Annotated in this window: 28 protein-coding genes, 2 tRNA genes and 2 pseudogenes; 11 read left to right on the plus strand and 21 right to left on the minus strand. The window is 52.0% G+C overall.

From position 1 onward, the window contains the following. Nucleotides 1–30: 30 nt before the first annotated feature. Both AC3G3F_RS03395 and mtfA read right to left on the minus strand, forming a co-directional pair. Nucleotides 31–106, minus strand: a tRNA-Asn gene (locus AC3G3F_RS03395). Nucleotides 107–206: 100 nt separating this feature from the next. Beyond that, complete coding sequence (gene mtfA, locus AC3G3F_RS03400; protein ID WP_023246485.1) at nucleotides 207–1,004, minus strand: DgsA anti-repressor MtfA; 798 nt, start codon at nucleotides 1,002–1,004, stop codon at nucleotides 207–209. 88 nt (nucleotides 1,005–1,092) lie between these two features. Between mtfA and AC3G3F_RS03405 the strand changes: the two genes are divergently transcribed. From AC3G3F_RS03405 to ymcF, 3 genes are all read left to right on the plus strand, one after another. Beyond that, a tRNA-Ser gene (locus AC3G3F_RS03405) sits at nucleotides 1,093–1,182 on the plus strand. A gap of 570 nt (nucleotides 1,183–1,752) precedes the next feature. Further along, the gene (gene cspE, locus AC3G3F_RS03410; RefSeq protein ID WP_023246484.1) at nucleotides 1,753–1,965 is read left to right on the plus strand and encodes a transcription antiterminator/RNA stability regulator CspE; all 213 of its coding nucleotides are present in this window, start codon (nucleotides 1,753–1,755) and stop codon (nucleotides 1,963–1,965) included. A gap of 10 nt (nucleotides 1,966–1,975) precedes the next feature. After that, complete coding sequence (ymcF, locus tag AC3G3F_RS03415) at nucleotides 1,976–2,164, plus strand: cold shock small protein YmcF (RefSeq protein ID WP_024131163.1); 189 nt, start codon at nucleotides 1,976–1,978, stop codon at nucleotides 2,162–2,164. A gap of 236 nt (nucleotides 2,165–2,400) precedes the next feature. On the opposite strand, the pseudogene AC3G3F_RS03420 reads toward ymcF, so the two are convergent. Next, nucleotides 2,401–2,716: pseudogene (locus AC3G3F_RS03420) on the minus strand (porin); the annotation flags it as partial. Between the two features lie 5 nt (nucleotides 2,717–2,721). Next, nucleotides 2,722–2,844: pseudogene (locus AC3G3F_RS03425) on the minus strand (porin); the annotation flags it as partial. 639 nt (nucleotides 2,845–3,483) lie between these two features. On the opposite strand from AC3G3F_RS03425, the gene drpB reads away from it, so the two are divergent. The 4 genes from drpB to AC3G3F_RS03445 all read left to right on the plus strand — a co-directional run bounded on the left by drpB (nucleotide 3,484) and on the right by AC3G3F_RS03445 (nucleotide 6,525). After that, the gene (drpB, locus tag AC3G3F_RS03430) at nucleotides 3,484–3,795 is read left to right on the plus strand and encodes a cell division protein DrpB (RefSeq protein WP_023246830.1); all 312 of its coding nucleotides are present in this window, start codon (nucleotides 3,484–3,486) and stop codon (nucleotides 3,793–3,795) included. A 79-nt stretch (nucleotides 3,796–3,874) separates the two neighbouring features. Beyond that, nucleotides 3,875–4,570 carry a phosphohydrolase gene (locus tag AC3G3F_RS03435; RefSeq protein WP_488394449.1) on the plus strand — a complete coding sequence of 232 codons (696 nt, stop codon included), beginning with the start codon at nucleotides 3,875–3,877 and terminating at the stop codon, nucleotides 4,568–4,570. Nucleotides 4,571–4,643: 73 nt separating this feature from the next. Further along, nucleotides 4,644–6,074: a DNA cytosine methyltransferase gene (locus tag AC3G3F_RS03440; protein WP_023246832.1), complete on the plus strand. Its 1,431-nt coding sequence runs from the start codon at nucleotides 4,644–4,646 to the stop codon at nucleotides 6,072–6,074. Next, nucleotides 6,055–6,525, plus strand: a complete 471-nt coding sequence (locus AC3G3F_RS03445) for a very short patch repair endonuclease (protein WP_023246833.1) — start codon at nucleotides 6,055–6,057, stop codon at nucleotides 6,523–6,525. Before AC3G3F_RS03440 ends, AC3G3F_RS03445 begins: the two co-directional genes overlap by 20 nt. Here the strand turns inward: AC3G3F_RS03445 and yedA are convergent. Next, nucleotides 6,514–7,434 (minus strand): drug/metabolite exporter YedA, encoded by a 921-nt coding sequence (gene yedA, locus AC3G3F_RS03450; protein WP_023246834.1) that lies wholly within the window; start codon nucleotides 7,432–7,434, stop codon nucleotides 6,514–6,516. The genes AC3G3F_RS03445 and yedA overlap by 12 nt on opposite strands. Nucleotides 7,435–7,603: 169 nt before the next feature. On the opposite strand from yedA, the gene AC3G3F_RS03455 reads away from it, so the two are divergent. From AC3G3F_RS03455 to dgcQ, 3 genes are all read left to right on the plus strand, one after another. Then, nucleotides 7,604–8,521 carry a DUF808 domain-containing protein gene (locus AC3G3F_RS03455; RefSeq protein ID WP_088733885.1) on the plus strand — a complete coding sequence of 306 codons (918 nt, stop codon included), beginning with the start codon at nucleotides 7,604–7,606 and terminating at the stop codon, nucleotides 8,519–8,521. 76 nt (nucleotides 8,522–8,597) lie between these two features. Beyond that, on the plus strand, nucleotides 8,598–8,783 hold the full coding sequence (locus AC3G3F_RS03460) for a YodC family protein (RefSeq protein WP_000232161.1): 186 nt from the start codon (nucleotides 8,598–8,600) through the stop codon (nucleotides 8,781–8,783). A gap of 164 nt (nucleotides 8,784–8,947) precedes the next feature. Further along, entirely contained in the window at nucleotides 8,948–10,660 is a 1,713-nt protein-coding gene (gene dgcQ, locus AC3G3F_RS03465; protein ID WP_053508875.1) for a cellulose biosynthesis regulator diguanylate cyclase DgcQ, read from the plus strand. Here dgcQ and AC3G3F_RS03470 read toward each other — a convergent pair. Together AC3G3F_RS03470 and yodD are read right to left on the minus strand one after the other, a co-directional pair. Then, entirely contained in the window at nucleotides 10,639–11,454 is an 816-nt protein-coding gene (locus AC3G3F_RS03470) for a mannosyl-3-phosphoglycerate phosphatase-related protein (protein ID WP_488394451.1), read from the minus strand. The genes dgcQ and AC3G3F_RS03470 overlap by 22 nt on opposite strands. A gap of 308 nt (nucleotides 11,455–11,762) precedes the next feature. After that, nucleotides 11,763–11,990, minus strand: a complete 228-nt coding sequence (gene yodD / locus AC3G3F_RS03475) for a YodD family peroxide/acid resistance protein (protein WP_023246837.1) — start codon at nucleotides 11,988–11,990, stop codon at nucleotides 11,763–11,765. Between the two features lie 128 nt (nucleotides 11,991–12,118). Here yodD and dsrB point away from each other — a divergent pair, with 128 nt between their 5' ends. After that, the gene (gene dsrB / locus AC3G3F_RS03480) at nucleotides 12,119–12,313 is read left to right on the plus strand and encodes a protein DsrB (protein ID WP_023246838.1); all 195 of its coding nucleotides are present in this window, start codon (nucleotides 12,119–12,121) and stop codon (nucleotides 12,311–12,313) included. 38 nt (nucleotides 12,314–12,351) lie between these two features. On the opposite strand, the gene rcsA is transcribed toward dsrB, so the two are convergent. The 14 genes from rcsA to fliF form a co-directional block, all read right to left on the minus strand. Further along, nucleotides 12,352–12,975, minus strand: a complete 624-nt coding sequence (gene rcsA / locus AC3G3F_RS03485) for a transcriptional regulator RcsA (protein ID WP_023246839.1) — start codon at nucleotides 12,973–12,975, stop codon at nucleotides 12,352–12,354. Between the two features lie 281 nt (nucleotides 12,976–13,256). Next, nucleotides 13,257–14,051 (minus strand): flagellar biosynthetic protein FliR, encoded by a 795-nt coding sequence (gene fliR / locus AC3G3F_RS03490; RefSeq protein WP_023246840.1) that lies wholly within the window; start codon nucleotides 14,049–14,051, stop codon nucleotides 13,257–13,259. An 8-nt stretch (nucleotides 14,052–14,059) separates the two neighbouring features. After that, on the minus strand, nucleotides 14,060–14,329 hold the full coding sequence (gene fliQ, locus AC3G3F_RS03495; protein WP_000187355.1) for a flagellar biosynthesis protein FliQ: 270 nt from the start codon (nucleotides 14,327–14,329) through the stop codon (nucleotides 14,060–14,062). Between the two features lie 9 nt (nucleotides 14,330–14,338). Next, nucleotides 14,339–15,076 carry a flagellar type III secretion system pore protein FliP gene (gene fliP, locus AC3G3F_RS03500; protein ID WP_001253411.1) on the minus strand — a complete coding sequence of 246 codons (738 nt, stop codon included), beginning with the start codon at nucleotides 15,074–15,076 and terminating at the stop codon, nucleotides 14,339–14,341. After that, a complete protein-coding gene (fliO, locus tag AC3G3F_RS03505; protein WP_024149564.1) occupies nucleotides 15,076–15,453 on the minus strand; it encodes a flagellar biosynthetic protein FliO in 378 nt (125 codons plus the stop codon). Before fliO ends, fliP begins: the two co-directional genes overlap by 1 nt. Further along, nucleotides 15,453–15,866 carry a flagellar motor switch protein FliN gene (gene fliN / locus AC3G3F_RS03510; protein ID WP_001282111.1) on the minus strand — a complete coding sequence of 138 codons (414 nt, stop codon included), beginning with the start codon at nucleotides 15,864–15,866 and terminating at the stop codon, nucleotides 15,453–15,455. The genes fliO and fliN overlap by 1 nt, the downstream gene beginning before the upstream one ends. Beyond that, nucleotides 15,863–16,867 (minus strand): flagellar motor switch protein FliM, encoded by a 1,005-nt coding sequence (gene fliM / locus AC3G3F_RS03515; protein WP_000502811.1) that lies wholly within the window; start codon nucleotides 16,865–16,867, stop codon nucleotides 15,863–15,865. Before fliM ends, fliN begins: the two co-directional genes overlap by 4 nt. A gap of 4 nt (nucleotides 16,868–16,871) precedes the next feature. Beyond that, on the minus strand, nucleotides 16,872–17,339 hold the full coding sequence (gene fliL / locus AC3G3F_RS03520) for a flagellar basal body-associated protein FliL (RefSeq protein WP_023246842.1): 468 nt from the start codon (nucleotides 17,337–17,339) through the stop codon (nucleotides 16,872–16,874). Between the two features lie 104 nt (nucleotides 17,340–17,443). Further along, nucleotides 17,444–18,670, minus strand: coding sequence for a flagellar hook length control protein FliK (fliK, locus tag AC3G3F_RS03525; RefSeq protein ID WP_088759818.1), 1,227 nt, complete (start codon nucleotides 18,668–18,670; stop codon nucleotides 17,444–17,446). Beyond that, the gene (gene fliJ / locus AC3G3F_RS03530) at nucleotides 18,667–19,110 is read right to left on the minus strand and encodes a flagellar export protein FliJ (protein WP_023246844.1); all 444 of its coding nucleotides are present in this window, start codon (nucleotides 19,108–19,110) and stop codon (nucleotides 18,667–18,669) included. The genes fliK and fliJ overlap by 4 nt, the downstream gene beginning before the upstream one ends. Before the next feature lie 21 nt (nucleotides 19,111–19,131). Next, entirely contained in the window at nucleotides 19,132–20,502 is a 1,371-nt protein-coding gene (gene fliI, locus AC3G3F_RS03535) for a flagellar protein export ATPase FliI (protein WP_023246845.1), read from the minus strand. Next, a complete protein-coding gene (fliH, locus tag AC3G3F_RS03540; RefSeq protein ID WP_488394453.1) occupies nucleotides 20,502–21,209 on the minus strand; it encodes a flagellar assembly protein FliH in 708 nt (235 codons plus the stop codon). Before fliH ends, fliI begins: the two co-directional genes overlap by 1 nt. Then, a complete protein-coding gene (fliG, locus tag AC3G3F_RS03545; RefSeq protein ID WP_023246847.1) occupies nucleotides 21,202–22,197 on the minus strand; it encodes a flagellar motor switch protein FliG in 996 nt (331 codons plus the stop codon). Before fliG ends, fliH begins: the two co-directional genes overlap by 8 nt. Next, the gene (gene fliF / locus AC3G3F_RS03550; RefSeq protein ID WP_488394455.1) at nucleotides 22,190–23,872 is read right to left on the minus strand and encodes a flagellar basal-body MS-ring/collar protein FliF; all 1,683 of its coding nucleotides are present in this window, start codon (nucleotides 23,870–23,872) and stop codon (nucleotides 22,190–22,192) included. Before fliF ends, fliG begins: the two co-directional genes overlap by 8 nt. Between the last annotated feature and the right edge of the window lie 61 nt (nucleotides 23,873–23,933).

The following is a 23,933-nucleotide window of genomic DNA, read 5'->3' on the forward strand; positions in this document are numbered from 1 at the left end:
GACTCACTGAGGCGTCTTAATACTAAAATCTGGCTCCTCTGACTGGACTCGAACCAGTGACATACGGATTAACAGTCCGCCGTTCTACCGACTGAACTACAGAGGAATCGTTTCAACGAGGCGCATAATACTGGGCCAGCTATACCGTGTCAATAGTAAAATTAACGCGGTAATTCAATTGGTTAATTAACCTACAAAATGAGGAATTAATGCTCTGATGCTTTCCCGTAGTCGCCCTCGGTTGAGTGTACCCGTAAGCGCTGAGAAGGGTCCTGGCGATAGAACTGACAAAAACGCTGCCATAACGACGGAAAGCGTGGAGCAAACAGTTCTGGCGCACTGAAAAAATACTCTGACAACACGGCAAAACATTCTGCTGGGTCGGTGGCGGCATAGGCATCTATACTGGCAGCGCTTTCGCCAACAAGATCGATTTCATCCTGTATATTATTCATTGCAGCGTGGAGATCGTGTTCCCAGCCGGCCACGTCCCGCAACGGGATGAAAGGAATACCGCTGGCGCGATCGCCATTGCGCATATCCAGTTTGTGCGCGACTTCATGGATAATGAGGTTGAAACCCGAAGCATCGAACGAGTCCTTGATATCCAGCCAGTTCAAAATGATTGGCCCTTGTTGCCAGCTTTGCCCCGACTGTACGACGCGCTGACTATGCACCAGACCTATGTCATCTTCCCATTCATCATCTACAACAAAGGGGGCGGGATAAATGAGTACTTCATGGAAACCATCAAGCCACTCAATACCGAGCTCCAGGATCGGTAAGCAAAAAATTAACGCAATACGCGCGCTTTTCAACGAGTCGAGCTCAAATCCCTGTAGCGCTACCAGCCTTTTTTGCTGCAAAAAACGTTCGGCCAGCGCAATGAGCCGGGCCTGTTCTTGCGCAGTGAGGTTTACCAGAAGAGGTATAGCCAGCGCATCATCCCACGGCCAGTCTGCGTTCTGGGTTATTTCTTGTGCTTTCCAGGGCCATTTAATCATCGTTTTGCTCGTAAACTCGTCACTTGAACAAAATTACCCAAACAGGGTCTGTTAAAATGCCAAATTACCTGGCATCATTGCAATATACGGAGAGATGCCGGAGCGGCTGAACGGACCGGTCTCGAAAACCGGAGTAGGGGCAACTCTACCGGGGGTTCAAATCCCCCTCTCTCCGCCACTATTCAAACACTTAGCTTAACTGCTTTCAACGACCCTCGTCACACTTGGTATGTCACACCTGATATCCTGGTATATAGTGTTGGTATACGCGCTGGATCTCTTTCTTACCATCATCATCTTCTGATTTCCTCAAAACAGCACGTGTCAGTGTTGAAGAAATCTTCGCTTCGCAATGGTGGCACGTCTCCGGTTTACGATATCAGGAGAGTGGCGCGTTTATTACCAGGGTAGGTAGGCGTTGTGAGACGTAGCTGGCTATTAATAGATATTTGATGAAGATTATTTACGCCAGGTTCACCTGCAGCGGCGGACATAGCTAAAAAAACGTATGGCAATCAGCGCGATAATGCCAAAAAAGCAATTAATATTTTTTTAACAAAACTAAAGCTTGCTATGTTCAGTTAACCGTGCGTTAATGGTTGTGCGGTTTGATACAAACTTATCTGAAGTAGTGATTGTAATATTTCTCATTATTTGTTCCTCTTGAGATCTCCTTTAGGTTTTTTTCTCTCTGATAATTTTCTTCAGGCCATTCTGCCCAAGGGCTAATTCAAAAGGTAACAATATTATGACGACGAAAATCACTGGTTTAGTAAAATGGTTTAACCCTGAAAAAGGCTTTGGTTTCATTACGCCTAAAGATGGTAGCAAAGATGTATTTGTACATTTTTCTGCAATCCAAAGTAATGATTTCCGCACTCTTAATGAAAATCAGGAAGTTGAGTTTTCAGTAGAGCAGGGACCAAAAGGTCCATCAGCGGTCAACGTTGTGGCGCTTTAAGGCAACTGATATCACTAATAAAATTCACTTCAGGTGTCCATGTTGTCATGGTTCACAATACAGAACATCGACATTCGATGTTACTGAGCAAAACCCGTTCGGCGCGAAATGTATTTTTTGTAAGTCAACCATGATCACTTTTGATAATGTTGGGCTATACATTCGCTCAGGACAGGTTCCGCTAGATTTTAGAAAATAATTCACATTAGCTCCGTACAGGAGCTTTTTTTATACCCGGATGATTATAATCTATGGAAGCTGGCATCTATAGTGATATTCTTCTCTCTTTCATACAGCGCCTAAAAAACTTAAGGTTGTTTTCATCTATCGGATGAAACCAGGTCAGCCTATCTTTGCGTTGTTATCCGTTATTCAATTCTCACTATTATAATAATAAGCCCGCGATAAATGCGGACTCGAATAACCTAAAGCGTTTTAGAACGGGTAGACCAGACCAACACCTACGATATCATCGGTTACAATACCGCTTTTCGTGTAGAAGTCGTTATCTTCATCCAGCAGGCTGATTTTATAATCAACCAGGGTGGACATATTTTTGTTGAAGTAATAAGTCATACCGGCGTCAACATATTTAACCAGATCTTTGTCAGTGTAACGCCAGTGGCCACGATGGACTTTCTGACCGCCAAAAATCTTTGCCCTTAGACAGCAAACAGGCGACAGACGGACACAGATCGAAATCGAACTGATACTGTGCGACTACTACAACGTTCTGGGTTTTGTTAGCGATACTTGCAGACCATCAACTTTGCCGTACAGATCAAGCTTGTTGCCATTTTTATTATAAACTTCAGCCGCATTTTCTGCGCCTGCCACTAATAACGTCGGGACAAGTAGTGTCAAAATTTTTCTGTGCATTATGTATTCCCTTGTGATAATAATTTATATGAATGTATAGCCACCTCAATAAAATCATAATCTGATACTATTCTATTAAGTTCGCGAATTTAGAAAATAACATGCAACAAATACATTTCAAATTATTTCTATTCGATTTTTTATAATGTAAACTATATAGATAGTAATGAATATATACATTATAATTATCATTTTTATCAATGATTTATTGATTTTTATTTGAGGATTTTTGTTGCGAATATAATTTGTTTTTTATATGTATTTTATATTTTGATTATGAAAAGACATAAAAAAAACCGGCATAAGCGCCGGCAATATGGGTAATAATAAAAATAAATAATAAAAGGCTAATAACCGGATCATTTTGACATTTAATACCAATAAAATAAAACACTATCTCAATAGGTAAAAATAAGTTGTTCTGGTTATAGGTTATTCTGCATCAGAATGCGATTCAATCACCATTATCTTATTTAACAGCAGGTTCAGCGCCAGGCGCAACATTGTCTGAGAATAAACTATTTGTGGCATGAATAACCAGAACAGGCGGAGAAGGTATTTCATGGTCGAAATGTGACTGATATCACATTATAATGTAATTAATGTCATATGACTTACATCACAAAAGCGGAGTAAAGTTTGAGTACCAGGGAGGACAACGCCACCCGTAGCATGGGCGGTAAATTAGCGTTATGGGTTTTTTATACCTTTTGCGGCTACTTCATCTGGGCGATGGCACGTTGCATCTGGTTGATGTCCGCCATACAAACCGAGCCGGTTCTCGGCCCAACCAGCGCGCCTGGCAGCGCAACGGAAAAATGGCTTAACGCGCTCTCGCTGGGCGTCGTCTGGCTTATTCTGGGGAGTATTGCCTGGTACACCCGGCCTCGCAAAAAACTGGCTTATCCCTCCAACACTAAGCCAGAAACGCGCAAGCAAGCAGGGATGTAAAGTGGTGACGGATATGTCAGGATAGCGAACCACATGCTCAGGCATGTAATAAAAATGGTCTGCTATAAAGAGAGGGCGTATGGACTCAGGATACTGGCAATCGCAGTTTGAAGACTGGCTACGTCACCACCACCAGGAGCAGGATGCCGCCCATGACATCTTCCATTTTCGTCGTGCTTGGGCAACCGCGCAAACGCTCGGGGAAAACGGTCCTGTCGACTGGCTGGTGGTTCTGGCGGCATGTTATTTTCATGACATTGTCAGCCTGGCGAAAAATCATCCGCAGCGGCATCGCTCTTCCATTCTGGCGGCGGCAGAAACCCGGCGTATTTTTCTGCGGGATTTTCCTGACTTTCCGGCAGAAAAACTGGTGGGTATTTGTCATGCTATCGAAGCGCATAGTTTCAGCGCAAACATTGCGCCCGCCACGCCAGAGGCAAAAATCGTGCAGGATGCAGACAGACTGGAGGCATTGGGCGCCATTGGTCTGGCGCGGGTCTTTGCGGTCTCCGGCGCGCTGGGCGTCGCGCTGTTTGATGCCGACGATCCCTTTGCTGACAGACGGCCTCTTAACGATAAACAATTCGCGCTCGACCATTTTCAAACCAAACTGCTGAAACTGCCGCTGACGATGCAGACCGAACGGGGCAAGTACCTGGCGCAGCGTAATGCGGATTTTCTGGTGTCGTACATGGCAAAATTGAGCGCTGAGTTGAAAGGCGACTATGAAACGCAGGACCAGGCGGTCATCCAGAGGTTTGCTACGCATCAGTAACCCCTGTCGCTGAAACGTAAACCGCGTCATTTTATGTTAGTCTGTCGGCAATTATTTTTGGCCGGTTAAATGTATGCAGGAAAATATTTCAGTAACACACGCCCGGAACCTCATCGCCGACGACGCCGGAAGCGAGATCCAGGCGATGCTGAGTCAATTGCTGGAAATCTATGATGTTAAAACGCTGGTGGCGCACCTTAACAGCCTGGGCGAACAGCACTGGAGCCCGGCCATCTTAAAGCGCGTAATGATGAACGCGGCATGGCATCGTTTGAGCGACAATGAACTCGCCTGTCTTAAAACAGGGTTGCCGACGCCGCCAGCGCATCATCCGCATTACGCCTTTCGTTTTATCGATCTCTTCGCTGGCATCGGCGGTATTCGCCGCGGATTTGAAGCGATAGGCGGACAGTGCGTGTTTACCAGCGAATGGAATAAGCACGCGGTACGGACATATAAAGCGAACTATTTTTGCGATCCGCTGCAACATCGCTTTAATGAAGATATCCGCGATATCACGTTGAGCCACCGGGAAGGGGTCAGCGATGAGGAGGCGGCGGAACACATTCGCCAGCATATTCCGCAACATGATGTCCTGCTGGCAGGCTTTCCCTGCCAGCCATTTTCCCTGGCGGGCGTCTCCAAGAAAAATGCGCTGGGCCGGGCCCACGGCTTTGCCTGCGAGACTCAGGGGACGTTATTTTTTGATGTCGTAAGAATTATCGACGCCCGCCGCCCCGCGCTGTTTGTGCTGGAAAACGTGAAAAACCTTAAAAGTCACGACCAGGGCAACACCTTCCGCATTATTATGCAAACGCTCAATGAACTGGGATATGACGTGGCGGATGCCGCTGACAATGGCCCGGACGATCCGAAAATTATCGACGGGCAGCACTTTCTTCCTCAGCATCGGGAACGTATTGTGTTGGTGGGATTCCGCCGCGATTTGAACCTGAAAACCGATTTTACGTTACGCAATATCGCCCGCTGTTATCCACCGCGCCGTCCGGCGCTGGCGGAGCTGCTGGAGCCCGTCGTCGAAGCCAAATATATCCTGACGCCGGTACTGTGGAAATATTTATATCGCTACGCAAAAAAGCACCAGGCGCGGGGAAACGGTTTTGGCTATGGCATGGTTTATCCTGACAATCCAGAAAGTGTGGCGCGCACGTTATCTGCACGTTACTACAAAGATGGCGCCGAAATCCTGATTGATCGTGGTTGGGACATGGCGAAAGGCGAAGCGAATTTCGACGATATCGGTAATCAACAACATCGTCCCCGCCGACTCACGCCGAGGGAGTGCGCGCGTTTAATGGGATTTGAGGCGCCGCAAACGTACCAGTTCAGGATACCCGTCTCGGATACTCAGGCTTATCGCCAGTTTGGCAATTCCGTGGTGGTGCCGGTATTTGCCGCGGTAGCAAAGCTACTGGAAGCCAAAATTCACCAGGCGGTGGCGCTGCGTCAGAGAGAGGCGGTAGATGGCGGACGTTCACGATAAAGCCACGCGCAGTAAAAATATGCGCGCGATAGCGACCCGCGATACGGCCATTGAAAAACGTCTTGCCGGCCTGTTAACCGCGCAGGGGATTACGTTTCATACTCAGGACGCGACATTACCGGGCAAGCCGGATTTTGTGGTGAATGACTATGATTGTGTGATTTTTACTCACGGCTGTTTTTGGCATCATCACCACTGTTATCTGTTCAAAGTACCGGCCACGCGAACGGCTTTCTGGCTGGAAAAAATCGGTAAGAACGTTGAGCGAGACGAGCGCGATATTCAGCGTTTACAGGCGCTTGGCTGGCGGGTACTGATCGTCTGGGAGTGCGCCTTGCGCGGGCGGGCGAAATTGAGCGACGCGGCGCTGGCGGAGCGCCTGGAAGAGTGGATCTGCGGCGGCGGTGCCAGCGCGCAGATCGACACCCAGGGTATGCATCTACTGGCGTGAATTTTCCGTTTTACACGGCGTGACCACCGCCCTGGCGGAAAACAGGTACTTACCCAGCGTCACCAGCACTACGGCAAACACAATCACGCCCAGCGCGGCCCATTCAACGGGCGAGAGCCTCTCGCCGCCCAATCCGGTGCCAAGCAACACGGCGACAACCGGATTCACATAGGCATAGCTGGTCGCCAGCGCCGGGCTGACATTGCGAATCAGGTACATATAGGCATTAATGGCGATGACAGAACCGAACAGCGCCAGGTAGCCGACGGCCATAAAACCCGATAAGCCAGGCAGCGTGGTGAGTTTCTCGCCGGAAAGAAACGCCGCGCAAAGCAAGACCACGCCCGCCGCCAGCATTTCAATCGCGCCCGCCATCATGCCTACGGGGAGGGCGATGCGCGAGCCGTAAACGGAACCAAACGCCCAGCTCATCGAGCCTATCAGGATCAACATCGCGCCCCACGGATTGCCGCTTAAATTGCCACCACTGTTCAGCAGAATAATCCCGGCAAGCCCAATGGCAATCCCCACCCATTCTAATTTGCGCGTTTTAATACCGAAAAAGTAACTAAAGCACAGCGTAAATAGCGGGACGGTGGCGACCACAACTGCAGCAATGCCCGATGGCACGTTTTGATGCTCCGCCACCGTAACCAGGCCATTACCCACCGCCAACAATAATAAACCAATCAGCGCAGCATTGATGGACTGGCGCAGCGGCGGAAGTTTTTCGCCGCGCAGCAGCAAAAACGCCATAAGCAAAATACCCGCTGAGAGGAAACGTACGCCTGCCATCATCAGCGGCGGCCAGCTTTCAACGCCTATTCGGATAACAAAATAGGTAGACCCCCAAATGATGTACAAGGCAAAAAGCGCGCCAAAAAGAGGTAACAACTGCCGGAAACGCATAATCTCTCACGGTGAAATAAAAAGGGTGAATATAGTAAACGTCAAAATTATTATGCTGGCGAGCATTATAATTGTCCTTTTTGAATAAAAAGGCGTTGACCCGTGCCGCTGGTTTCGGCATTGCGCGTTTTGCTACATACTTAACGTTTTAGAAGAAAAAACCGAGGGAATCATTTTGGCAGGAAGTAGCTTACTGACATTGCTCGACGATATTGCCACGTTGCTGGACGATATTTCGGTAATGGGCAAATTGGCCGCGAAGAAAACCGCGGGCGTACTGGGGGACGATCTGTCGCTCAATGCGCAGCAGGTGACCGGCGTTCGCGCCAACCGAGAGCTGCCAGTCGTATGGAGCGTGGCGAAAGGGTCATTGATCAACAAGGTTATTCTGGTGCCGCTGGCGCTGCTGATAAGCGCATTTATCCCGTGGGCCATTACGCCTTTATTAATGTTAGGCGGCGCGTTTCTCTGCTTTGAAGGGGTAGAAAAAGTCCTTCATACCTTTGAAGCGCGAAAACACAAAGAAGACCCGGCGGAGCGGCAAAAACGTCTTGAGGCGCTGGCTGCGCAAGATCCTTTGGCCTTTGAAAAAGATAAAGTGAAAGGGGCGGTACGTACCGATTTTATTCTTTCTGCTGAAATTGTGGCTATCACCCTGGGGATTGTCGCGCAGGCGCCGCTGCTTAATCAGGTACTGGTACTGGCAGGGATTGCGTTGGTCGTAACCATTGGCGTGTATGGCCTGGTGGGGATTATCGTAAAACTGGATGATATGGGATACTGGCTGGCGGAAAAGCGTAGTGTACTGGCGCAGGGCATCGGTAAAGGATTACTGATTATCGCGCCCTGGTTAATGAAAGCGTTATCCATTGTCGGTACGCTGGCGATGTTTTTAGTCGGCGGCGGGATTGTCGTACACGGTATTGCGCCGTTACACCATGCCATTGAACATCTTGCGCAGCAACAGGGTACTTTCATGGCGCATACGCTTCCCGGGGGGCTGAATCTGGTGCTCGGTTTTATTATCGGCGCCATTGTGGTGGCGCTGGTGAAAGGTGTGGCGAAAATTCGCGGTGTTTCGCACTGATTTTCTGCAATGAATTGTGCAAAATTGCCCGTTGTCGTCTAAGGTGAAAACGTTTCATCTGATACCGGAGGCAGGTATGGTCTTTTCTGTCAGTGAGGAAGTTACGGTGAAAGAGGGGGGACCCCGGATGATCGTCACCGGTTATTCCAGCGGAATGGTAGAGTGCCGCTGGTATGACGGTTTTGGCGTAAAGCGGGAGGCATTCCATGAGAATGAGCTCGTGCCAGGCAAGGAAAGGCGCGTGCGGGACGAAGCCCGATGACAAAACGCCCGGTTAACGCCGGGCGTTTTGTTGTGGATAAAGAGAGTCGTCGCGCGGCGACATGCTGCTATCAGGTTATGCCAGGATTTAGCGGTATCCCTTAGTGATGTCTGACTACCGTAAGCCATCAAGGGGCGTTGTATAAATAACCAGGAGTTACCAGGGTGCCGCACGAGACACTGTTAGAAAATCAAGGCTGGTTTAAAAAGCTGGCGCGGCGTTTTGGTCCCGGCCATGTCGTCAACACTTGCTTTCTGATCGTGATGCTGTTCTCGACGCTACTTACCTGGCGGGAAGTGATGATACTGAAAGACGCCTATGTCGCCAGTCAGCGCAATCATCTGGGGAGCGTCGCGAATGCCCTTGACCGCCAACTGCAATTCAACATGGATAGGTTGATCTTTTTACGTAACGGTATGCATGAAGCGCTGGTGGCGCCGCTGGCTTTTGCCGCATTGCAAAGTGCGGTAACGCAGTTTGAGCAACGACGCGCCCGGCATTTCTGGCAACTGGAGCTGGATAAGCGGCGGACATTGCCGCTATATGGCGTTTCCGATCAGTTTGTCGCCCGGACGACGCTCCTTTCGCGGGATAATCGCGATCTGGCAAATGAATTAACCGCCACGCTGGAGCTGGGGTATCTGGCGCGTCTGGCGCGCTCATCCGCCATGCTGACGCTGGAGACGATGTATGTTTCTCGCTCAGGGTTTTATCTCTCAACCCTCCCTACGGCATACGGTAGCGATATCGTATCACGTTACTATCAGTACGTGACCCAGCCCTGGTTTATTGAGCAAAGTCAACGGCGTAACCCACAGCGCGGCGTGCAGTGGTTTACCTCCTCACAGCCCTATATTGCTGTTGAGCAGCAAAAAGTGACAGCCAGTGTGCCGCTGGATCACGATAATTACTGGTATGGCGTACTGGCAATGGATATTCCCGTCGCGTCATTCCAGCGATTCCTGCGCGATGCGGCTGAAAAGGATATCGAAGGAGAGTATCAGCTATACGATAACCATCTCCGTTTGCTGGCAGACTCCACGCCGGAACAACAAACCGCTAATACGTTAAATGACCGTGAACGCGCCTTACTGGCGCGTGAAATAGAAAAAGATACCCTCGGCGGGCTGCGTTTAGGAACGCATTATGTAAGCTGGGAGCGGCTGGATCATTTTGATGGCGTCCTGCTGCGCGTGCATACATTTCGTGAAGGCATACAAGGGAATTTTGGCAGTATTAGTATCGCGCTGACGCTGTTATGGGTACTTTTTACGGCGATGCTGTTGATCTCCTGGGGCGTTATTCGACATATGGTCAAAAACATGTTTGTTCTGCAAAATTCGCTGCAATGGCAGGCATGGCACGATCCGCTGACCCGGCTCTATAACCGTGGCGCGCTGTTTGAAAAAGCGTCCAGGCTGGCAAAGCGTTACCGGGAATCCCGCCAGCCTTTTTCTGTGGTACAGCTGGATTTAGATTATTTTAAAAGCGTTAACGATCGCTTTGGCCATCAGGCCGGCGATCGCGTGTTGTCCCATGCCGCTGGGCTCATTGGCAGCACCATTCGATCGCACGACATCGCCGGACGGGTAGGGGGCGAAGAGTTTTGTATCGTGCTGCCCGGCGCGACGAAAGCGCAGGCGCTGCAGATTGCCGAACGCATACGCCAGCGCATTAATGACAAAGAGATTCTGGTGACGAAAAGCACGACGCTTCGTATCAGCGCGTCAATGGGGATCAGCAGCGCGGAGGAATACGGCGACTATGACTTTGAACAGTTGCAGTCGCTGGCCGACAAACGGCTTTATTACGCCAAACAGTCCGGACGTAACCGTATTTGCGCCAGCGACGCGACTCAGGAGCGGGAAAAGAAATAGTCCATTCCTTCGCGCCAGCCATTCGGTCCTTCATTCTGGCTACGGTAGACGCGCTGAGGATCGTCGTTACGCAAATGTACGCCCTCCCGGTTTAGCCCTTTAACGATAACCGCATAATCCATCACATCCAGTAAGGGCGCATCATTGGGACCGTCTCCCAGTCCCAACGTCAGAGGACGCGCGTGCCACTGGCGACGATATGCTTCAATCAGCCAGTTGGCGGCCTGATCTTTACCGGCGGAGGCGTCCAGCACATGCCAGAAACGGGCGCCATGGACAAATTGCAGCCCCAGTTCATTTAAACGGGCGACAAACTGCGCCATGCGTTCATCGCTATCGCGCCAGATCAGCGACACCGAAGTTTCATGCAGACGGGTTAGGGCAGACTGTGCCCGATTCAGGCCCGTCCATTCACTTATTACCTGATCGTCAACGTCATCAAAAGTGGTGAACTTAAACTGTTCCTTTTCACGCAACTTATGCAGGACGAGGCGGATTTCGTTGTGAGAAATACCGGCTATCAGGCGGGGATAGTTGGGATGGTCTTCCCAATGAGCGTCCAGTTGGATCACCGCACCGTTTTCCGCAATCAGCGGCAGTCCCTGTAGATTTAACGTCGTCTGGAGCTGGAGCATTTCAGCCGCGGTTTTACTGCTACAGAGGATCACGGGTACGCCGCTTTCATGCAGGCGCGTAAGCCAGGGGGCTGCGGGCTGCCACTCAAAGGTGTGGCTGTTCAGCAACGTGCCGTCCAGATCGGTAAAAATCAGCAAGGGGTCATGGATTGAGAGCATTTTTTCCTCATTTTCCATTGCAACGGCGGGCTTATTTCCAGGAAAAATCCTAAAGCACATCCGAAAGAAGTAGAACGCTAACTGGAACCGATCCCGTCGCTTCCAGACAGCGCATGCGTTGTCACACTTTTGCTACCGAACCATTAGCAGGCTTAATCATTCATGTAAAAAATATTTACTTGTCATGCAAAAAAATTGCAGATAAGGTAAATCTCACATCAGATTTCCTGGTGTAACGAATTTTCAAGTGCTTCTTGCATAAGCAAGTTTGATCCCGACCCGTAGGCCGGGATTTTTTTCGGCCATTTTTAACGGTTTATTTCCGTTACACTAAAATCATGAATATCCAGCTCGAATGCTTCAGCTAATTCATGCCATGTATGATATTCCCGTCCGTCTACGCTCACTCGCTCAGGATCTTCCTGGCTACGGTGAACCTCGCTTTCGCTGATTTCATTTATTGCCGCCAGTAGCGCATCTACGTCGACGCTGACTTCGCGCTTGGCCGTATCGCTGTACTCTTTTGCCGTTTTCATCTTCACTACCTCGCTGGTTCCTGACAGCCTAAGTATAGCCCGTTGAGAAAACCAGCAAACACGTCAGCAAGGCGCTGTCAGACGCGGAAAATTGTTCTACACTGGCACAAAGTAACAGGAGGAAAATGATGAAGGTGAATGATCGGGTAACCGTTAAAACGGACGGCGGTCCCCGCCGACCGGGCGTGGTACTGGCAGTGGAAGAATTTAGTGAAGGCACAATGTATCTGGTTTCGCTGGAAGATTACCCGCTCGGCATCTGGTTCTTCAATGAGTCAGGTCATCAGGACGGCATTTTTGTCGAGAAGGCGGATCAGGACTAATTGAGCCGGACTGGAGGTGCATTGCCAGTCCGGATGTCTCAGCGCATGTTAACAAAAATGCCGTTAGTGACGTTATCTGTCAGTCGTACTACGTGATAGATCACTTGTTTATTATGCGTTTTTATCTTTCGTTTAATATTCCCCTTATGGGAGGACACTGTCTTGGCTTTAATATTCATTCTGTCAGAAATCTGAATGGTTCCCTGACCTTCCATCCACATTCGCAGCATGCTGGATTCAGTTCGACTTAACGATAACGTTGGTAAATTTATGGTTCCTGAAATACCAGACTCTTTTTTCAGAATATCGCCAAGAATAGTATCCAGCGAGTCAGGTTTAATCGATTTTGAGCTAATCAGTAAGTTTTTTCTTACTAATAAATATTCATCAAAATGTACATTAGCAATTGCCATAAAAACAATAAATAACGTGTCAGGATGTTGATTAATGATTTGCTTTATTTGTTGACTGTCTGAAGGCGTATGAATAAAACAGTCCTCATTAATAAACACCACCGAAGGCTGATGCGCGCTACAAGCGATAGCGAGTTCGTCAACGGTTTCGATGTCGTTGATTTCCCTTTTTTTCACCCCTCTGCTGACCAGATACCCGCTTAACCCTAGCCGGGTGTAACTGCATAAATCCATAATAATCGTTGACATGGCATACCCTCACTCAATGCGTAACGATAATTCCCCTTACCTGAATAACTCACCATAATCAGACGGAACACGAATAGTCACCTTAGATAACGCTTACGCCGTTTTTCAGGCGAACTTACTATCCCGTAAAGTTGCATATAATTTGCCAGGAATCATCTTAAAGTAAAGTGAATATTGTGTTATGTGAGTGAAGTAAAAACAAATAAGTGGCAACAGATATATCCTGGTGAATGTTTTTTAAAATTTATTTTCGGATAAACCTTAGTAAAACATGATAAAGATTATGGGTTATTATTTATCGGCATCTCGCTAACAATATCAGCAAGCAAATTGAAAATTTCGCTGAATAAATGTTCGCAAAACGGTGCAATTAATGGCATTAGCGCGGCCATCAGCATAATGCCGACGGTGAGCGTCAGCGGGAAACCGATAACGAATATAGAAAGCTGTGGTGCCATGCGGTTTAATAGCCCCAGCGCCAGATTGAGCGTAAGCAGGAGGGTAATGACCGGCAATGCCAGCATCAGTCCGTTTAAGAAAATGAGTCCTCCGGCCCTGGCGAGCGCCATAAACGCATTACTGTTCACCGGGTTGCTACCGATGGGCAGGGTGTGGAAGGTATCGACCAGCAGCGAAATAAGCCACAAATGACCATTAAAGGTGAGAAACAGTAGCATGGCGAGCATATCCATAATACGCGCCAGGACCGGCATATTAAGGTGGCTGCCCGGGTCGACGAAGGTGGCAAAGGAAAGCCCCATTTGCAGACCGATAAATTCACCCGCGGTACGAACCGCCGCAAAGGCGAACTGCATGGTAAATCCCAGCGCAATACCGATCAGAATTTGTTGCATTGCCAGCCATAAGGCGGCAATAGAAAAAAGCGGCGTATCGTTTGTCGGTAACGACGGCGCGATAACGAGGGTAATCATCACTCCCAGTCCCAGCTTTACACGCTTGGGAATAGCGCGCTCGCTGAGAATCGGCGCGGTTGAAATCAGCGCCAGCACGCGCAGCAAAGGCCAGAAATAAAGATTCATCCAGTATAGCCATTGCTCGCTTGTGACCTGTATCATCGTTCTGTTTATCCGATGATATAAGGTAAATTGCTGAACAGAGTGCGTACGTAATCCAGCAGCAGGTTGAGCATCCACGGGCCGGCAACGATAATTGCGATAAATACGGCGACGATTTTAGGGATAAACGACAGCGTCATTTCATTAATCTGAGTGGCGGCCTGCAAGATACTGATAATGAGGCCGGTAATCAGCGCGACGAGTAACAGCGGCGCAGCCAGGGCGAGGGCGACTTTCATCGCCTCGGTGCCCATCATCATGACGGATTCTGGAGTCATTTTGCGCCTCTAACTGTAAAAGCTTTGGGCCAGCGACCCCACAAGCAATTGCCAACCATCGACCAGTACAAACAGCATCAGCTTAAACGGCAGGGCGATTGTCGCTGGCGGTACCATCATCATCCCTAACGCCATCAGTACGCTGGCGATCACCAGGTCGATAATCAAAAAAGGGATGAAAATCGTAAAACCGATCTGAAACGCCGTCTTTAATTCGCTGGTGACATAGGCGGGCAGGAGAATACGCATCGGTACTGCTTCCGGTCCCTGTAACGGGCCGCTATTGGCCAGACGGGCAAACAGCGCCAGATCGGCTTCGCGGGTTTGGCGCAGCATGAACGCGCGTAACGGTTGCGCGCCTTTATCCAGCGCTTCCTGCATAGAAATTTTCTGCTCGCTAAACGGCTGGTAAGCGTCCACGTAAATCTTGTCAATGACGGGCGACATAATAAAAAAGGTCAAAAACAACGCCAGTCCGAGTAGTACCTGATTTGGCGGCGCCGAGGGCGTGCCCAGCGCGTTACGCAACAAGCCAAAAACAATGATGATGCGGGTGAAACTGGTCATCATCAGTAAAATCGCTGGCAGGAACGTCAGCGAGGTGATGAAGACCAGAGTCTGGACGGATAATGACCAGCTTTGGCCTCCGCCCGCTAATGGTTGGCTGATAAGCCCCGGCAGTTGCGCAGCGGCGGCGGGACTAAAAAGCCACAGGCCCGCCAGCGAAAGGAATAACAAGCGGCGCATCAGGATCTCCCGGAACGCTTGAGTAAGCTCTTCATCATGTTCTGGAAATCTGCCGGTGGGGCCACAGGCGCTTCCGTGTCGCTCTCCGCGGGAGGAAGAGTGTGCAGCAGGTTAATCTGCGAGGCGGTTACGCCCAGTACCAGACGTGCATTTTCGACCTCAACAATCACCACGCGTTCTCGCGGGCCGAGCGAGGCGCTGGCTGATACCTTGAGTCCACGCACGCTATTTCCTTTTGGGGCGAATCCCATACGCTTAATCACCCAGGCCGCCGCCAGAATGAGCGCTATAATGCCAATTAATGCGCCGCTCACTTGAATTAGCGGCGATCCGGTTGACGCGGCGGGCTGAGAAACCGTGGCCTGTGTCTTCATCATTAACGACTCAAACGACGCATACGCTCGGATGGCGTAATAATATCGGTGATACGTACACCGTATTTATCCGCCACGACGACCACTTCACCCTGGGCAATCAGGTAGCCGTTAATCAGGATATCCAGCGGCTCGCCCGCCAGTCCGTCCAGCGCGACGACCGACCCCTGCGTCAGGCGCAGCAGTTCTTTAATGGTCATTCGCGTGCGGCCCAGCTCTACGGTCAGTTTTACCGGGATATCCATAATCAGGTCGATATCCTGCATGGCGCCGCTGACATCGCCGCCGCCAAGTTGTTGGAAAACCGCGTCGGCGGCGCTTTTATTGGTGGTCGCTTTTTGCTCGTTTAACGCGTCAGCCCACAGATCATCCAATGCGCCAGTATTCTCATCGGACGGATTATTCATGTCACTCATTTGGGCTGTTCCTCATTCAGCGAATTCAAAATTGGGTTGATCAAATGTTCTACGCGTAGCGCATACTGTCCGTTTACGGTGCCATATTGGCTGGTGAGTACCGGCACGCCGTCCACATGAGCAATAATGCGGTCGGGTTTTTCAATCGGCAGTACATCGCCGGGTTTCAGCTTCAAAATCTGGGAAAGACGCAACGGAATGTCGGCAAAATTCGCCACCAGCTCCAGTTCGGAGTGCTGAACCTGGCGTACCAGGTTATCACGCCAGTTCTGATCTTCATGGCGCGAGTTTTCCAGCGGCGGGTTCACCAGCAGCTCACGCAGCGGCTCGATCATGCTAAATGGCAGACAGATGTTAAATTCACCGGTCAGATTGCCGATTTCCACATGAAACGGCGTATTAACGACGATATCGTTCGGCGAGGTGGTGATATTGGTAAATTTCACCTGCATTTCGGAACGAACATACTCCACTTCCAGCGGATTAATGGCTTTCCAAGCATCGCTATAGCCTTCCAGCGCCAGTTTCAGCATACGGTTGATGACGCGCTGTTCCGTATGGGTAAACTCGCGGCCCTCGACTTTGGTCGGGAAACGACCGTCGCCGCCGAACAGGTTATCGACGGCAATAAACACCAGACTCGGCGAGAACACCACCAGCCCGGTGCCGCGTAGCGGCTTCAGGTGGATAAGGTTCAGGTTGGTCGGTACCGGCAGATTACGCGCAAATTCGTGATACGGCTGAATACGTATAGCGCCCACGGTAATATCCGGGCTGCGGCGCAGCAGGTTAAATAATCCCATCCGGAACTGGCGTGCGAAACGTTCGTTAATGATCTCCAGCGCCTGCAAGCGTTCACGCACGACGCGACGCTGGGTATTGGGATCGTAAGGGCGAATATCGCTATCGCTTGCGATACCGGGAGTGGGTTCGTCTTTAGTGTCGCTGTCGCCGTTCAACAGCGCATCGATTTCAGCCTGAGAAAGAATACTATCGCCCATATCGTTACCGCAGAATAAAAGCTGTATAAAGCACGTCGGTGACGACCTGTCTTGGTTGTCCGGCAACGAGCGGCGCGGCCAGCGTCTCTTTAATGGCGGCAATCAGTTTTTGTTTGCCTGCTTCCGTTGAGAGCTCGGCGGCATTCTGACGGGAAAACAGCAACAGCAGACGGCTGCGCACTTCCGGCAGATATTCATTTAATCGCGCGCGGGTCGCTTCGTCTTTCAGACGCAGGGTTACGCCGATATACAACACACGATCCGCATCGCCCAGATTGACGGTAAACGTATCCAGCGCAAAAAATACCGGCGCAGGCGGCGGAGCCGGTTCCGCTTTAGCGTTCGGGGTCGGTTGTTGCTGCATACGCCAGTAGCTATAACCTGCGGTTGCGCAGGCGGCGAGGGTAATCAACACCAGCAAAGGTATCCAAATCGAGCGTTTGCTCTTTTTGTTAATCGCGGAGTCAGTCATCTGATACGGGCTTCCTGTTTCGGTACTGCTTATTGGCTGATTATCCCGTGTCCTGTCCACGACAAAGCGTGGAAAAGACGCGGATAATCATGCTACCTCTGGCGTTAGGCGAAGATATCCACTGCGCCATTGCCGCGTGCGGCGGCCTGAAGCGAGGCCGGCGCCGCTAACGCTATGTCATCTTCAGCGCCAAACGCGTCCGCATGTTGGGCGCGGGCAGGCTGTTGCTGCTGCGATGAAGACTGCTGCTGTCCGGCAAAGCTTTCGCTACTGATGCTGCTTTGTCCCAACTGAATGCCGCTTTCCGCTAACTGGGTCCGCAACATGGGCAGCGCGGCTTCCAGCGCGGCGCGGACATGGCTGTGCGGCGATACCATCTGGAGCTGCGCCTGATTGTCATCCAGCTTGAGCGAAATATGCACCTGACCTAACTCTTCCGGATGTAATCGAAGCTGCGCGCTTTGCTGTCCCTGACGTGTAAATAACATGACCTGCTGACTGAACGTTTGCTGCCATTCATGGCTGCCTAACGGCGCGCTGAGAACCGGGGCTGAGGCAACAGGTAGCGGTTGCGGTTGCGCCGTGGCGCTGCTGAGAGTCGGCATTGCCGCGCCATGCGTTACTGGCGCGGGTGGGCTATCAACATCCACTTTCGCGCTGGTCGCGGCGGCGGCAGCAACCAGCGGCGTCAGTGATTGACCCGTGGCGCGATCGTCGCTGATGCGCGCAAACGACGCCTCTGTTTTCCCTTTTTCATGCTCGCTAAAAGAGAGCGTATGTGTCTCTTCCTGCGGCGCCGATCGCATGTCGCCGCGTAAAAGTGACGGCAAGGCGATGTGATTTTCAGCCGACGTTTCTCCGGCGACAGGCGTCGCGACAGGTTGTCCGGGCAGCATGGCGAATAAGGCGCTCAGACTGGCGAGATCCTCATCGCTCAGCGCTGGCGTTTTCTCATCATGCTGCGCTGTTTTACTCAATGCGGCCAGAGCGCTGGTTTTCAACGATGGCGTTAGCGTAGACAGTAGATGTTGCGCTTGTGTCAGATCCGTAAGCGTTTCATCCGTCGCATTCGCTTTTTGCGCCAGCAGGTCGGCAAGCTTCGCCGCCTGACCCGGTTCGCCATGTTGGGTCAGTAACCCTTTTGATAATTTGCCGCCTGCCGCCTGTAAATCGGTCAGCGTGATGCGGGCGTCTTTGCCCTGTACGCCGTCTGCGCCTAACGCGCCCGCCAGTAGCGCCAGAAAGTCCTCGGCTGAACCGGTGGCTTTTCCTGACGTCAGACCCGCGGTCATGTCGGTATCGGTGGTGATCAGTTGGGGCAGGGTGATCATTCGGGTTTCCTCATTGCTGCACGCTGAGCAAATTCATCCATCTTTTTCTGATCCATGCGGTTTTCAGCTAACAGCGCTGCCGCGGTTTGTCGGTCCTGTAAGGTTTGCCAGGCCTGAAGACGCTGCTTTTTTTCACACCAGCTCTTCAGCGCCATGTCAACTTTTTGCGTCCACTGCGTAAGCTGGAGGCGATGCTGCTCTATCGCCTTTTCCAGTGTCTGAATAAACTGCTGATAATTGATCCAGCGATTACTGGCGATGCCATTGCCCATATCGGTGTTCAAATTACTGCGATACTCATTCTGATAATCGATCAGCATTTTGAGCTGTTCTTCCGCCTGTTGGCAGCCGCGACGCATTTCTCCCAGTAAACGCGCCGCGTTATCTACCTCTTTTTCGGCCAGATCTTTGAGTGTTTCCAGAGCGCCATGTTGTGCCATGATCGTCGCCCTCCTGCTTTATCACACCGTCGGGAAAATTAAATCGAGCGCCTGGAGAGAGTCCTCCCAGTCGGCCCGTTCAAAAATGCCTTGCTGTAAAAACGCTTCTAATTGCGGCCATAAGGTAATGGCTTTATCGAGCATCGGATCGCTGCCTTTGGCATAGGCGCCGACGCTGACCAGATCGCGGTTACGCTGGAAACTGGAAAGCAACTGTTTAAATAGCCGTACCCGCGCATAGTGCTGCTCGGTAATGAGCGCGGTCATCGCCCGGCTGATTGACGCCTCGATATCAATGGCCGGATAGTGTCCGGCCTCCGCCAGACGGCGGGACAAGACAATGTGCCCGTCAAGAATTGCGCGTGCCGAGTCGGCAATGGGATCTTGTTGGTCATCCCCTTCGGTCAACACGGTATAAAACGCGGTGATAGAGCCGCCGCCGTGGATGCCATTACCGGCACGTTCGACCAGCGCCGGCAGCTTTGCGAACACCGAGGGCGGATAACCTTTGGTGGCTGGCGGTTCGCCGATCGCCAGCGCAATTTCACGCTGCGCCATCGCATAGCGAGTCAGCGAATCCATAATCAGCAACACATGCTGTCCGCGATCGCGAAAGTCTTCGGCGATGCGAGTGGCATAGGCGGCGCCCTGCATTCGCAGCAGCGGTGAGACATCAGCCGGGGCGGCAATCACCACCGAGCGCGCGCGACCGTCGGGGCCGAGAATATTTTCGATGAAATCTTTGACTTCGCGGCCACGTTCGCCGATAAGTCCCACGACAATCACGTCCGCCCGCGTGTAGCGCGCCATCATGCCAAGCAGAACCGACTTACCGACGCCGGAACCGGCAAATAGCCCCATACGCTGACCGCGCCCTACGGTTAACAACGCGTTGATAGCGCGCACGCCGGTATCCAACACATGTTCGATTGGCGTTCGCTGTAGCGGGTTAAACGGCGGTGTGATTAACGCGCCAGTCTCCATCGTATCCGGCGCAGGCAGTCCGTCCAGCGGTTTACCGCCGCCATCCAGCACCCGACCAAGCAGGGCCGGGCCGAGCGGTAACTGTTTGCCGCTTTGCAGACCATCGCCATGCCCGTTACGGGCGTAAACGCGGGCGCCGGGCAGAATGCCTTCGACTTCTTCCAGCGGCATTAAAAACAGACGTTGGCCGTTAAAACCGACCACTTCCGATTCCACCTCTTTGGTTTCAGGGCCGTCCTGGCGCTCAATAATGCAGGTTGCTCCCAGCGGAAGCTGGAGACCGGTGGCTTCCAGTACCAGTCCAGTGGCGCGGGTTAAACGTCCATAACGACGCACCGCCGGCAATAACGCTATTTTTGCTTCAAAGTTGTCGAGCGCGGTAAGCCAGCGGGTTAGACGCGTGGTCATCAGAGCACTCCCGGCGCCGCCAGGCGACATAACTCTTGCCAGCGAGTGGCGACACTGGCGTCCAGATCGCCCTCATCGGCAGACACTTTACACCCACCGTGATGCAGAGTCGGATCGCCACGCAACCGCCAGCCATGAAGACTGAGCGTGGCGCCCAGCATCTCTTCCACCCGCTGTAAGTCGTCCGGATGCACGCGCAACTGCGGCTTGCCGCTAAAGAGCGGCTCTTGCTGCAATAGTTGTTGGATCTGTTTAATCAGCGCTGAGTTGTCCACTGCCGGCGTTTGGCCGATGACCTGACGCGCGGCCTCCAGGGCCATTTGCATCAGCCGTGAGGCGATGACGCTATCGAGCGCGTCAAGCGTATTCTGAAACTCGCTCACTAACTGCTGCATACGGGCATGAATCGGCGCCTGCTGCGTCTGCGCCTGGGCTTGTCCTTGCTCCAGCCCCTGCGCTAACCCTTCCTGATATCCCTGTGCGTGTCCTTTTTGCCGTCCCTCCGCCAGCCCGGCGTTATAACCTTGTTCATGGGCCTGTATTTTTAGCTGCGCCAGTTCCTGCTCCAACTGTTGTTCGGCAGTGAGCTTGGGCTCTGGCGCATCTTCTGTCAAGGTAACGTTATCAGCTTCAACCGGCACAAACGTCTCTGGCGGCGGGGCGAGGTCGTCGGGGGTCCAGACTTGCCACGGCAATTCATTAGACATAGGTATCCTCGCCGCTGCCAATCACCATTTCGCCGGTTTCCGCCAGACGACGCACAATAAGCAGAATCGCTTTCTGCTCGTTTTCCACCTGAGACAGACGAACCGGGCCACGGTTGGCAAGGTCGTCGCGCAGGATATCGGCGGCGCGCTGGGACATATTGCGCAGGAACTTCTCGCGTAATGGCGGTTCGGCACCTTTCAGGGCGATCAGTAGCGACTCGGAATCCACTTCCTGCAGCAGACGCTGAATACTGCGATCGTCCACATCCACCAGATTTTCGAACAGGAACATCTCGTCGATGATTTTCTGCGCCAGTTCGCCGTCGAATTCACGCACAGCGGTAATAACCGCTTCTTCCTGCTGCGTTTTCATCAGGTTGATAATTTCCGCCGCGGTTCTTACGCCGCCCATTTTGCTGCGTTTCAGGTTCTGACCGTCGAGCAGGCCATTCAGCACTTCGGTCAACTCCGCCAGCGCCGCCGGCTGTACACCGCCAAACGTCGCGATACGCAGCATCACATCATGACGCAGACGCTCGTCAAACAGCGCCAGAATATCGGCGGCCTGGCCGCGTTTGAGGTGGACCAGAATGGTGGCGATAATCTGTGGGTGTTCGTCGCGAATCAGGTCGGCGGCGCTCTGCGGTTCCATAAAGTTGAGCGTTTCGATACCGCTGGTGGTATCGCGCGTTTCCAGAATATCTTCCAGCAGGCTGGAGGCGCGCTCTTCGCCCAGCGCTTTTATCAGTACGGAGCGTAGGTATTCGTTGGCATTGATATTCAGCGCGGCGAACTGCTCCGCTTCCTGCTCAAACTCTGACAGTACGTCCGTCAGTTGTTTGTTGGAGATCTGACGCACGTTAGCCATCGCCGTACTTAGCGCCTGTACTTCGCGGGTGGAGAGGTGTTTAAACACCTCTGCCGCCCGGTCTTCGCCAATGGTCATCAACAAAATGACGCTTTTATCGGTACCGCTAAGATTACTCATGATCGTTACTCATCCACTGGCGAATGACCAGCGCCACCACGCGCGGATCGTTGTCTGACATTTCGCGAATACGCTGACTCATCACCTCGGCGCCAAGACGCTGGTTAGCCCGACGTTGCTGGAGTTGCTCGTCTTTGCTGAGGCGTACTTCCACAGCTTCTTCGGTTTCCTGACGAACCTGCGCCTGTTCCTGCGCTGCTTTCGTTTCTTCAACGCGGCGCGTCAACTGCGGACGTACCGCTTTGCGCCACAGAATCCAGGCCACCAACAGCACCAGTAACCAGCGACCTGCCGCGAGCAGTTGATCGATAAAGGATTGCTGTTGCCAGAAGGGCAGTTCGCCGCCGGTTTCATCCACTGCGGTAAACGGTGAATTCACCACGTTTAGCGTATCGCCGCGTTTATCGGAAAAGCCCATTGCTTCGCGGGTTAAATCCTCGATCTGTTTCATCTGATCGGCAGTCAGCGGCAGCGGCTTGCCATCCGCCAGCGTTTTGTAATTCACCACGACGGCCACTGAGAGACGCTCAATATCGCCCACATTCATTTTGGTGTGACGAATGGTACGGTCCACTTCGTAGTTGCTGGTTTCATTACGCTGCGTATTGCGCGGACCAGTGCTGTTACTGTTCGTACTGGTGCTGGTTTGTGGCGTATTCTGCGCGTTTTGCTGATTGGTCGGCGGCGTGGCGATCGGCGCCTCGTTCGGCGGCGCTGGTTGGTTCGACAGCGCGCCAGGCACGCCGCCGGGGTAGCCCGCGCCTATCTGTTCGCTAATATTCAACTGACGTGAACGCAGGGTGGCCTTCGACGCATCGCCGTTCGGGCTGTAGTGCTCTTCCGTCTGTTCTTTATTGGCGAAATCCAACTGGGCGGTTACCTGAGCGTGAACATTACCGTTACCGACGATAGGCGACAGAATGGCTTCGATACGGCGCTGGATACGGCTTTCCACATCATTAGCGAATTTTAATTGTGCGTCATTAAGGTCGCGACCGCTGGTATTGGATTGCGTAAGCAGATGACCGGATTGATCGACCAGAGTAACGTTTCCTGGCGGCAAACCGGCGACAGCGCTGGAAACCAGATGTACTACGGCGCTAATTTGTCCTTCATCCAGCGCCCGGCCCGGTTCCAGTGTGACGGTGACGGAGGCGGAAGGGGATTTTTGTTCCCGCACAAATAGAGACGGTTTTGGCATCGCCAGGTGAACGCGGGCGCTTTTTACCGGACCCAGCGTCTCGATCGTCCGGGCCAGTTCACCTTCCAGCGCGCGCTGATAATTCACCTGCTCGCTGAACTGACTGATACCGAATTTTTCCTGATCAAGCAGTTCAAAGCCTACCGCACCCCCTTTGGGCAACCCCTGCTGTGCCAGACGTAGACGCAGTTCGTGCACTTTGTCGGCTGGCACTTCAATCGCGCCGCTGCCATTGGCAAAGCGATAGGGGATATTCATCTGGGTCAACTGCGCGACGATCGCGCCGCCGTCCTGATCGGAAAGATTGCTAAATAGCGTGCGGTAATCGGGCGTTTTGGCCCACAGCACCATCGCAACGACGATCGCCACGGCAGCGGAACCCGCCACAATTAATGGAATTCGGGGATTCGCGCGTAGGCGATTAAGCCACTCGAGAGGTTTAGGTTGGGTTGCAGTCGATGCAGTCGCACTCATCTCGCACCTCGTGACTGATCGTGGACGGCGTTTTTTGCAAAGTGGAACAAGACTCACTCCC

Source organism: Salmonella sp. FC25216, from assembly GCF_057751355.1.

What these genes read in the sequence shown, in the direction of transcription:
- fliP (WP_001253411.1), bottom strand. Translation starts at nt 15,076, where the DNA reads ATGCGCCGCTTGTTATTCCTTTCGCTGGCGGGCCTGTGGCTTTTTAGT.
- rcsA (WP_023246839.1), bottom strand. Translation starts at nt 12,975, where the DNA reads ATGTCAACGATTATTATGGATTTATGCAGTTACACCCGGCTAGGGTTA.
- AC3G3F_RS03470 (WP_488394451.1), bottom strand. Translation starts at nt 11,454, where the DNA reads ATGCTCTCAATCCATGACCCCTTGCTGATTTTTACCGATCTGGACGGC.
- dsrB (WP_023246838.1), top strand. Translation starts at nt 12,119, where the DNA reads ATGAAGGTGAATGATCGGGTAACCGTTAAAACGGACGGCGGTCCCCGC.
- fliF (WP_488394455.1), bottom strand. Translation starts at nt 23,872, where the DNA reads ATGAGTGCGACTGCATCGACTGCAACCCAACCTAAACCTCTCGAGTGG.
- fliL (WP_023246842.1), bottom strand. Translation starts at nt 17,339, where the DNA reads ATGACTGACTCCGCGATTAACAAAAAGAGCAAACGCTCGATTTGGATA.
- fliG (WP_023246847.1), bottom strand. Translation starts at nt 22,197, where the DNA reads ATGAGTAATCTTAGCGGTACCGATAAAAGCGTCATTTTGTTGATGACC.
- fliR (WP_023246840.1), bottom strand. Translation starts at nt 14,051, where the DNA reads ATGATACAGGTCACAAGCGAGCAATGGCTATACTGGATGAATCTTTAT.
- fliO (WP_024149564.1), bottom strand. Translation starts at nt 15,453, where the DNA reads ATGATGAAGACACAGGCCACGGTTTCTCAGCCCGCCGCGTCAACCGGA.
- fliK (WP_088759818.1), bottom strand. Translation starts at nt 18,670, where the DNA reads ATGATCACCCTGCCCCAACTGATCACCACCGATACCGACATGACCGCG.
- yedA (WP_023246834.1), bottom strand. Translation starts at nt 7,434, where the DNA reads ATGCGTTTCCGGCAGTTGTTACCTCTTTTTGGCGCGCTTTTTGCCTTG.
- yodD (WP_023246837.1), bottom strand. Translation starts at nt 11,990, where the DNA reads ATGAAAACGGCAAAAGAGTACAGCGATACGGCCAAGCGCGAAGTCAGC.
- fliQ (WP_000187355.1), bottom strand. Translation starts at nt 14,329, where the DNA reads ATGACTCCAGAATCCGTCATGATGATGGGCACCGAGGCGATGAAAGTC.
- fliN (WP_001282111.1), bottom strand. Translation starts at nt 15,866, where the DNA reads ATGAGTGACATGAATAATCCGTCCGATGAGAATACTGGCGCATTGGAT.
- fliI (WP_023246845.1), bottom strand. Translation starts at nt 20,502, where the DNA reads ATGACCACGCGTCTAACCCGCTGGCTTACCGCGCTCGACAACTTTGAA.
- mtfA (WP_023246485.1), bottom strand. Translation starts at nt 1,004, where the DNA reads ATGATTAAATGGCCCTGGAAAGCACAAGAAATAACCCAGAACGCAGAC.
- fliH (WP_488394453.1), bottom strand. Translation starts at nt 21,209, where the DNA reads ATGTCTAATGAATTGCCGTGGCAAGTCTGGACCCCCGACGACCTCGCC.
- fliJ (WP_023246844.1), bottom strand. Translation starts at nt 19,110, where the DNA reads ATGGCACAACATGGCGCTCTGGAAACACTCAAAGATCTGGCCGAAAAA.
- cspE (WP_023246484.1), top strand. Translation starts at nt 1,753, where the DNA reads ATGACGACGAAAATCACTGGTTTAGTAAAATGGTTTAACCCTGAAAAA.
- AC3G3F_RS03440 (WP_023246832.1), top strand. Translation starts at nt 4,644, where the DNA reads ATGCAGGAAAATATTTCAGTAACACACGCCCGGAACCTCATCGCCGAC.
- AC3G3F_RS03445 (WP_023246833.1), top strand. Translation starts at nt 6,055, where the DNA reads ATGGCGGACGTTCACGATAAAGCCACGCGCAGTAAAAATATGCGCGCG.
- fliM (WP_000502811.1), bottom strand. Translation starts at nt 16,867, where the DNA reads ATGGGCGATAGTATTCTTTCTCAGGCTGAAATCGATGCGCTGTTGAAC.
- AC3G3F_RS03460 (WP_000232161.1), top strand. Translation starts at nt 8,598, where the DNA reads ATGGTCTTTTCTGTCAGTGAGGAAGTTACGGTGAAAGAGGGGGGACCC.
- AC3G3F_RS03435 (WP_488394449.1), top strand. Translation starts at nt 3,875, where the DNA reads ATGGACTCAGGATACTGGCAATCGCAGTTTGAAGACTGGCTACGTCAC.